Source organism: Meridianimaribacter sp. CL38, from assembly GCF_004328055.1.
In the GTDB taxonomy this organism is placed as follows: Bacteria; Bacteroidota; Bacteroidia; order Flavobacteriales; family Flavobacteriaceae; genus Gaetbulibacter_B; species Gaetbulibacter_B jejuensis.
Genome location: NZ_QKWS01000014.1, coordinates 1 through 1,654, shown reverse-complemented (window position 1 = coordinate 1,654; position 1,654 = coordinate 1). Strand labels below are relative to the sequence as shown.

Annotated in this window: 1 pseudogene; it reads right to left on the bottom strand. The window is 37.6% G+C overall.

From position 1 onward, the window contains the following. Positions 1 to 1,654: pseudogene (locus DMZ43_RS14890) on the bottom strand (hypothetical protein); the annotation flags it as partial.

Sequence of the window (1,654 nt, the reverse complement as noted above, 5' to 3'; positions counted from 1 at the left end):
TCTAAACCAGAGTCACAGTTATCCGCTTCATCCGTTACATCACCAGTAAGAGTTAAGTCGTTAGCATCTTGATCACACTCGATAGTTACATCAGCAGGTACAGTAAATGTAGGTGCAGTTGTATCTACGATAGTAAATATAGCAGTAGTAGTACTTGAGTTACCACAACCATCAGTAGCTGTAAATGTTACAGTAGCTGAGCCAGTTGCACCACAAGCATCTGCAAGTTTATCAAAATCATTTGTCCAAGTAACATCTGAACATACATCAGAGGCAATAGCGCCACCATTATTAGTTAACCAATCATTAAGGTCATCAACATTACCAGCACCATCACATTCTACAGTTAAGTCAGAGGCTTCAGTATCAATAGTTGGGTTTAATAAATCTAATATCGTAAAGAGAGCAGTAGTACTTGATGAGTTTCCACATTCATCAGTAGCTGTAAAAGTTACTAAAGCACGACCAGTTGCACCACATTGATCTAAAAGACCTGAGTAATTATTAGTCCAAGTAATTGTTGAGCATTGATCAATAGCTACAGCTCCTGCCTGAGTATCTAACCAAGCTTGTAATTCATCAGTATTTCCTGAACCATCACATTGAACTGTTTGGTCAGCAGCTACCGTTGAGATTACTGGGTTTAAAGTATCTTCAATTGTAAATATAGCTGTAGTAGTTGAAAAGTTTCCACAGTCATCAGTAGCTGTAAATGTTACAGAAGCAGAACCAGTTGCACCACAAAGGTCACTTAATTCAGTAAAATCATTTGTCCATGTTACGTTTCCACATAAGTCAGATGCAATTGCACCACCATTACTAGTTAACCAATTATTAAGGTCATCAATATTACCAGCACCATCACATTCTACAGTTAAGTCACTAGCTTCTGTATCTATTGTAGGCGCAGTTATGTCTTCGATAGTAAATATAGCAGTAGTAGTACTTGAGTTCCCACAACCATCAGTAGCTGTAAATGTTACAGTAGCTGAACCAGTAGCACCACAAAGGTCACTTAATTCAGTAAAATCATTGGTCCATGTAATTGTAGAACAATCATCAGAGGCAATAGCTCCACCGTTATTAGTTAACCAATCATTAAGGTCATCAGTATTACCAGTACCATCACATTGTACAGTTAAATTGGAAGCTTCATTATCAATAGAAGGATTAGCTGTGTCCTGAATAGTATAAGAAGCAGTAGTACTTGATGTATTTCCACAAGCATCAGTAGCTGTAAACGTTACTAATACAGGAGTAGAACAATCTGATTGAGCTCCGTTGTAATTATTTGTCCAGGTAACATCACCACAATTGTCTGATGCTACAGCACCACCATTATTATTTAACCAGTTTTCTATTTCTCCATTATTACCTGAACCATCACATTCTACAGCGATATTTGTTGCATCAATATTAATTACAGGATCAGTAGTGTCAATTACGTTTATGATTTGATCTTGAGATACATCGTTACCACAATCGTCAGTAGCAGTCCAAGTTCTAGTAATAGTTTGAGTATTACCACAAGAACCAGCTGCAACACTATCAGAATAAGTTACAGTTACCGATCCACAAGAATCAGTAGCAGTTGCGTTACCAGTTTGTGAAGGATCTATGCTGTCACCACACTCTACATTAGCAGTAGCAGGAA